6 protein-coding genes and 1 pseudogene are annotated in these 6,875 nt (G+C 69.0%); all 7 read left to right on the top strand.

What is annotated here, in order from left to right:
* Window positions 1-55 precede the first annotated feature (55 nt).
* Window positions 56-1,777: a CTP synthase gene (locus tag VE172_RS07280; RefSeq protein WP_349258287.1), complete on the top strand. Its 1,722-nt coding sequence runs from the start codon at window positions 56-58 to the stop codon at window positions 1,775-1,777.
* Window positions 1,774-2,355 carry an NUDIX hydrolase gene (locus tag VE172_RS07275; RefSeq protein ID WP_324799223.1) on the top strand — a complete coding sequence of 194 codons (582 nt, stop codon included), beginning with the start codon at window positions 1,774-1,776 and terminating at the stop codon, window positions 2,353-2,355. The genes VE172_RS07280 and VE172_RS07275 overlap by 4 nt, the downstream gene beginning before the upstream one ends.
* Before the next feature lie 186 nt (window positions 2,356-2,541).
* Entirely contained in the window at window positions 2,542-3,657 is a 1,116-nt protein-coding gene (gene ald / locus VE172_RS07270; protein WP_324799221.1) for an alanine dehydrogenase, read from the top strand.
* Complete coding sequence (locus tag VE172_RS07265) at window positions 3,654-4,568, top strand: site-specific tyrosine recombinase XerD (RefSeq protein ID WP_324799227.1); 915 nt, start codon at window positions 3,654-3,656, stop codon at window positions 4,566-4,568. Before ald ends, VE172_RS07265 begins: the two co-directional genes overlap by 4 nt.
* 128 nt (window positions 4,569-4,696) lie before the next feature.
* Window positions 4,697-5,626, top strand: coding sequence for a ParA family protein (locus tag VE172_RS07260; RefSeq protein WP_324799218.1), 930 nt, complete (start codon window positions 4,697-4,699; stop codon window positions 5,624-5,626).
* 31 nt (window positions 5,627-5,657) lie between these two features.
* Window positions 5,658-6,548: a segregation and condensation protein A gene (locus VE172_RS07255; RefSeq protein ID WP_324799215.1), complete on the top strand. Its 891-nt coding sequence runs from the start codon at window positions 5,658-5,660 to the stop codon at window positions 6,546-6,548.
* Window positions 6,545-6,875: pseudogene (locus tag VE172_RS07250) on the top strand (hypothetical protein); the annotation flags it as partial. The gene VE172_RS07255 and the pseudogene VE172_RS07250, both read left to right, overlap by 4 nt.

Genomic DNA, 6,875 nt, shown 5'->3' with positions numbered 1-6,875 from the left:
ACCGTGGAATCCCGTGGATAACCGCCACATTAGGTTTCGACCACGGGAGTTGGCATTGGCCAGAACCGCTTCGTCTCAGGCTCGTACTACCAGACATATTTTCGTCACCGGTGGCGTGACTTCGGCGCTGGGTAAGGGCTTGACGGCCTCCAGCCTGGGTAATCTTCTCACCGCGCGTGGCTTGCATGTCGTCATGCAGAAAATCGATCCTTATCTCAATGTCGATCCCGGCACCATGAACCCGTTCGAACACGGCGAGGTCTTCGTCACCGATGACGGCGCCGAAACCGATCTGGACGTGGGTAACTACGAGCGTTTCCTCGACAGGGGACTGTCGCGGCGCTCGTGCATCACCACCGGCCAGATCTACTCCGACGTGATCGCCAAGGAGCGTCGTGGCGAGTATCTCGGCGACACGGTGCAGGTGATCCCCCACATCACCAACGAGATCAAGTCGCGGGTCCGTGCCATGGCCGCCCCCGACACCGACGACGCCGCCGGGCGTATCCCCGACGTGGTGATCACCGAGGTCGGCGGCACCGTGGGTGACATCGAGTCGCTGCCGTTTTTGGAGGCGATTCGTCAACTGCGCCACGACGTCGGGCGCGACAACGTCCTGTACATCCATGTGTCCCTTGTGCCGTATCTGGCGGCCAGTGGTGAGCTGAAGACCAAGCCCACCCAGCATTCGGTGGCCGCGCTGCGCAACATCGGTATCCAGCCGGATGTGATCGTGTGCCGCAGCGACCGGGAGATTCCCGACGCGTTGAAGGCCAAGCTGGCGCTGTTTTGCGACGTGGACACCGCCGCGGTCATCTCGGCGGCCGACTCGCCGAGCATCTACGACATTCCGAAGGTGCTGCACCGTCAGGGCCTGGACGCCTACGTGGTACGCCGCCTCGACCTGCCGTTCAAGGACGTGGACTGGACCGCCTGGGACGACCTGCTGGAGCGGGTGCACCACCCCAGCCAGGACGTCACCATCGCGGTCGTCGGCAAGTACGTGGGGCTTCCCGACGCGTACCTGTCGGTGGTGGAGGCGGTGCGGGCCGCGGCCTTCGCGCATCGCGCTCACGCCACCATCCGCTGGGTGGAAAGCTCCAGCTGCGCCGACGCCGACTCCACCGCCGCCAATCTGTCCGGCGTGGACGGGGTCGTGGTCCCCGGCGGCTTCGGCGAGCGCGGCGTGGCGGGCAAGATCAACGCGATCCGTTACGCCCGTGAGCATTCGGTGCCGATCTTCGGTCTGTGCCTGGGCCTGCACTGCATGGCCATCGAGGCGCTGCGCGACCGGGCGGGCCTGGCGGGCGCCAACTCGCAAGAGTTCGACGCCGCCGCCGAGCACCCGGTGATCTCCACGATGGCCGACCAGACCGACATCGTCGCCGGCAGGGGCGACATGGGCGGCACCATGCGGCTGGGCGCCTACACCGCTCGGCTGTCGCCGGGTTCGCTGGTGGCCGAGGCGTACGGTACTGAGACGGTCAGCGAGCGCCACCGCCACCGCTACGAGGTGAACAACGCCTACCGCGACGCGCTGGCCGAGGTGGGTCTGAAGGCCACGGGCCTGTCGCCCGACGGCCGGCTGGTGGAGTTCCTCGAGATGGACCGCACCCAGCACCCGTTCTTCGTGTCCACCCAGGCACACCCGGAACTGAAATCACGACCCACCCGGCCACACCCGCTTTTCTCGGCGTTCGTGGGCGCCGCGCTGGCCTACTCGCTGACCGACCAGCTGGACTTCGCCGGCGGCGCCAACACGGCGGTGGCTTCGTGACCCACGACTTCGTCGTCCGCGAGCACCGCACGATCTATCGCGGTCACCGCTTCTCGTTCGTGGAGGACGAGGTGGTGATGCCCGGCGACGGCACCGCCGAGCGGGTCTACCTGGAGCATCCCGGGGCGGTGGTGGTGGCGCCGGTGGACGACGCCGGGCGGGTCGCGCTGATCCACCAGTACCGCCACCCGGCGCGCCAACGGCTCTGGGAGCTTCCGGCCGGGCTGCGCGATGTCGACGGCGAGGAGCCGGCGGTGACCGCCGCCCGGGAGCTCGCCGAGGAGATCGACATGCGCGCCGGGCGGATGGAGCACCTGATGAGCGTGTATCCGTCGCCGGGTTGCAACAGCGAACGCATCGAGCTGTTCGCCGCCTCCGCGCTGACGCCGGTGCCCGAGGCCGAGCGCCACACCCGCACCGACGAGGAGGCCGACCTGACGCTGCGCTGGTGGGATCTCGACGAGGCGGTCGCGGCGGTGATGGCCGGAAAGATTCACAACGGCATGACCGTGATCGGGCTGTTGGCGTTGGCACGGCGTGCCGTCGACGCTCCGGCGCCGAGCCAATCCTCCCTGTGATTCCAGGGGTGAAGGATCGGTTACGCCTGAAAAAAATAAGGGAATACGTCCTGTTGACAAGGATTCGATGGTTGTGGCAATCTGTTTCGGCTTGCCGCGTCCATAAAGGTGACCGGCTGGCGTAGATTGCACACGGCGAGTCAGACACCGCCGCGAAGACCTGTCATCGGAAAGGTGGGCGCACACGTGAAGGTCGGCATACCTCGCGAGGTAAAAAACCGCGAATACCGGGTGGCCATCACCCCGGCCGGGGTCCACGAGCTGGCTCGCGCGGGCCACGAGGTCGCCATCGAGGCCGGGGCCGGGGAGGGCTCGTCGATCCCGGACTCCGACTTCGTCGCGGCCGGAGCCCGCATGGTGCCCGAGGCCGACGACGTGTGGGGCGAGTCCGAACTCGTCCTCAAGGTCAAGGAGCCGATTCCCTCGGAGTACCACCGGATGCGCTCCGGCCAGGTGCTGTTCACCTACCTGCACCTCGCCGCCTCCAAGGAGTGCACCGACGCGCTGCTGGACCGCAAGGTCACCGGCATCGCCTACGAGACCGTCGAGTCCCTCGACGGCGCGCTGCCGCTGCTGGCCCCGATGAGCGAGGTCGCCGGTCGGCTGGCGCCCCAGGTCGGCGCCTACCACCTGATGCGCTCCGGCGGCGGACGCGGCGTCCTGATGGGCGGCGTGTCGGGCGTGTACGCCGCGCGCACCGTCGTCATCGGTGCCGGTGTGTCCGGCATGAACGCCGCGACCATCGCGCTGGGCATGCAGGCCGACGTGGTGCTGCTGGACAAGAACATCGACAAGCTGCGCACCGCCGACCGCACCTTCGCCGGCGGCCTGCAGACCGTGGCGTCCAACGCCTTCGAGGTGGAAAAGGCGGTGCTGGAGGCCGACCTGGTGATCGGGGCCGTGCTGGTGCCCGGCGCCAAGGCTCCGACCCTGATCAGCAACGAGCTGGTCTCGCGCATGAAGCCCGGCAGCGTCCTGGTGGACATCGCCATCGACCAGGGCGGCTGCTTCGAGGACTCCCACGCCACCACGCACGACGACCCGGTCTTCCGGGTGCACGACTCGGTGTTCTACTGCGTGGCCAACATGCCCGGCGCGGTGCCGCACACCTCGACCCACGCGCTGACCAACGTCACCATGCCGTACGTCATGGAGCTGGCCAACAACGGCTGGCGCGACGCGCTGCGCGCCGACCGGGCGCTGGCGCTGGGCCTCAACACCCACGCCGGGCACGTCACCTACGGCCCCGTCGCCGACGCGCACGGCCTGGACGTGCAGAAACTCGAGGAGATCCTCCACTGACCGAATCCACCGCCTCGATCGTCACGGCCTTCCTGGACCACCTGACGGTCGAGCGTGGACATTCGGTGCACACGCTGGCGGCCTACCGGCGGGACCTGGACAGGTACCGCCGGTGGCTGGCCGAACGGGGGATCGACGCGCTCGACCGCGTCGGACCATCCACTGTGGGGGAATACGTCGCGGCGCTGTCGTCCGGGGACGACGAGCACCCGCCGCTGGCGGCGCGGTCGGTGGCCCGCGCCCACTCGGCCCTGCGCGGCCTGCACCGCTTCGCCGCCGCCGAGGGGCACTGCCGCGCCGACCCCACCGACGAGGTCCCCGCGCCCCGCCCGGGTCTGCGGCTGCCCAAGGCCATCGGCGTCGACGAGGTGAGCCGGCTGCTGGAGGCCGCCGCGGTGGACGACGGCCCGTCCGGCCTGCGCGACAAGGCATTGGTGGAGTTCCTGTACGGCACCGGGGCGCGGGTCAGCGAGGCCACCGGCGCCGACGTCGACGACGTGGACCTCGACGCCGCGTCGGTGATCCTGCGCGGCAAGGGCGGCAAGAATCGCGTGGTTCCCTTGGGCGGCTACGCACGCCGCGCTATCGGCGACTACCTGGCCCGGGCCCGTCCCGGCCTCAAACCCGCCCACCCCAAGCTTTTCGTCAATTCCCGGGGCAGACCCCTGACCCGCCAGGGCGTCTTCTTCATCCTCAAGCGACTCGCCGAGTGCGCCGGCCTCACCGGCGCCATGGGACCTCACACGCTGCGCCATTCCTTCGCCACCCACCTTTTGGACGGTGGCGCCGATGTCCGTGTGGTGCAAGAACTCCTGGGACACGCCGCGGCCAGCACCACGCAGATTTACACACTTGTGACGGTCGATAAACTACGAGAGGTCTACGCGACGTCCCATCCACGAGCAAGGTAAGACTCGACAATGCATCCTCAATGGCCTGGTACGGTCGGCTCGCATGCCACGGCGAAGTGGCGTACAGTCGCACACGCGGGCGGTCCCGCCTGCGTGACTGAAGCCGGACACACCATCGGAGGGCGGACATGAACAGTCCTGACTCAGAGGACAAGTGGGCGGCACTGCGTACAACGGCGGCACCACCGTCCGATTCGGACACCGAGGTCGGCGGCTCGGACCCCGAGAACTACACCGGCCACAGGGAGATTCCGCAGCCCCAGCCGCTGGAGCGGCACGGCCCGGCCCGGGTGGTCGCCATGGCCAACCAGAAGGGCGGCGTCGGCAAGACCACCACCACCATCAACCTCGGCGCGGCGCTGGCCGAATACGGCCGCAAGGTGCTGCTGGTCGACTTCGACCCGCAGGGCGCGCTGTCGGTGGGCTTCGGCGTCAACCCGCACACCCTCGACCTCACCGTCTACAACCTCCTGATGCAAAGCGACGTCTCCATTGAGGACGTCATCGTCAAGACCAACGTGGCCGGCCTGCACGTCCTGCCCGCCAACATCGACCTGTCGGCCGCGGAGATCCAGCTGGTCAACGAGGTGGCGCGCGAGCAGACCCTGTCCCGCCTGCTGCGCCCGGTGATGAGCGAGTACGACTTCATCATCATCGACTGCCAGCCCTCCCTGGGCCTGTTGACGGTCAACGCGCTCACCGCCGCCCACGGCGTGCTCGTCCCCCTGGAGTGTGAATTCTTCAGCCTCCGCGGCGTCGCCCTCCTTCTGGACACAGTGGACAAGGTGCGGGAGCGGCTCAACTTCGACCTCGAGCTCGACGGCATCCTGGCCACCATGTACGACTCGCGCACCACCCACTCCCGCCAGGTGCTGCAGCGCGTCGTCGAGGCGTTCGGCGACCGGGTCTACCAGACGGTCATCACCCGGACCGTCCGCTTCCCGGAGACCACTGTGGCCGGCGAACCCATCACCACGTGGGCACCCGCCTCGTCCGGCGCGCGGGCCTACCGGCAACTCGCCCGAGAAGTCATCTCCGCGGAGGACAACCGCCGCTGATCATGCCGTGGCAGCCGTTAGGCTGTCGGGCGTGAATCTTGACCGTCCCGACGATGCCCCGGTGGCCACGCTGGAGGAAGGCACCGACGCCACCGAATCCCGGGGCGGGTTCCAGGTGCGGCTGGAGAACTTCACCGGCCCCTTCGACCTGCTGCTGCAACTGATCGGCAAGCACAAGCTGGACGTCACCGAGGTGGCGCTGCACCAGGTCACCGACGACTTCATCGCCTACACCAAGGCGCTGGGGGACGACTGGGATCTCAACGAGGCCAGCGAATTCCTGCTGATCGCCGCCACCCTGCTGGATCTGAAGGCCGCGCGGCTGCTGCCGTCGGCCGACGTGGAGGACGAGGAGGACCTGGCGCTGCTGGAGGCGCGCGACCTGTTGTTCGCGCGGCTGTTGCAGTACAAGGCGTTCAAGGAGGCCGCCAGCCACATCGACGGCCTGGCCGCCGCCGCGGCGCTGCGCTTCCCGCGCACCGCCGGGCTCGAGCCCCGCTACGCCGACGCGCTGCCGGAGCTGGTCCTCACCCTGGGTCCGGGCGAGCTGGCCGCGATGGCCGCCGCGGCCCTGAGATCCAAGCCGCCGCCCACCGTCGGCATCGACCACGTGCACATGGTGCGCGTCAGCGTTCGCGAGCATGCGATCATCTTGCAGCGGCGGCTGCGCCGCGTCGGCAACGCCACGTTCCGGTCGCTCACCAGCGACTGCGAATCCACACTGGAGGTCGTGGCGCGGTTCCTGGCGCTGCTCGAGCTGTACCGCGAGGGCATGGTGGGATTCGACCAGGTGCAAGCGCTGGGGGAGTTGACCGTGCGCTGGACCGCGTCCGAGGATGTCTCCGACATCGAGGTGGACGAATACACGGGTGCGCCCGCCGCCGCGGACGAAACCGAAGCGCCCAAGGAGGAGGACGCGTGAGCCAAGCGGTTCCCGACGAGACACCGCACGGCGACTCCGGCGGCACGCTGGCCGCCGAGGTCGCGGGATGGACCCCGCCGTGGCAGCGGGACAACCGGCCCGACACCCCGCCCGACGAGCCCGTCGAGCACGCCGAGCCGGGCAGCTCGGTGGTGTCGCAGCCCGACGACCCGCAGCCCGCGGCCGCGGAGACGGACGAACCCCCGCGGTCCGCGGAGGCGGAACCGGCCCGGCCCGCGGAGGCAGGATCGGCCCGGCCCGCGGCGCCGAGCGACGCGCCGCCGCTTCCGCTGTCGGCCGACCTGGCCGGCACCCTGGAGGCGATCC

It is taken from the genome of Stackebrandtia sp. (genome assembly GCF_035643755.1).
Classification (GTDB): domain Bacteria; phylum Actinomycetota; class Actinomycetes; order Mycobacteriales; family Micromonosporaceae; genus Stackebrandtia.
Note: the sequence above shows the minus strand (reverse complement) of the source record. Positions and strands in the feature narration are given on the sequence as shown.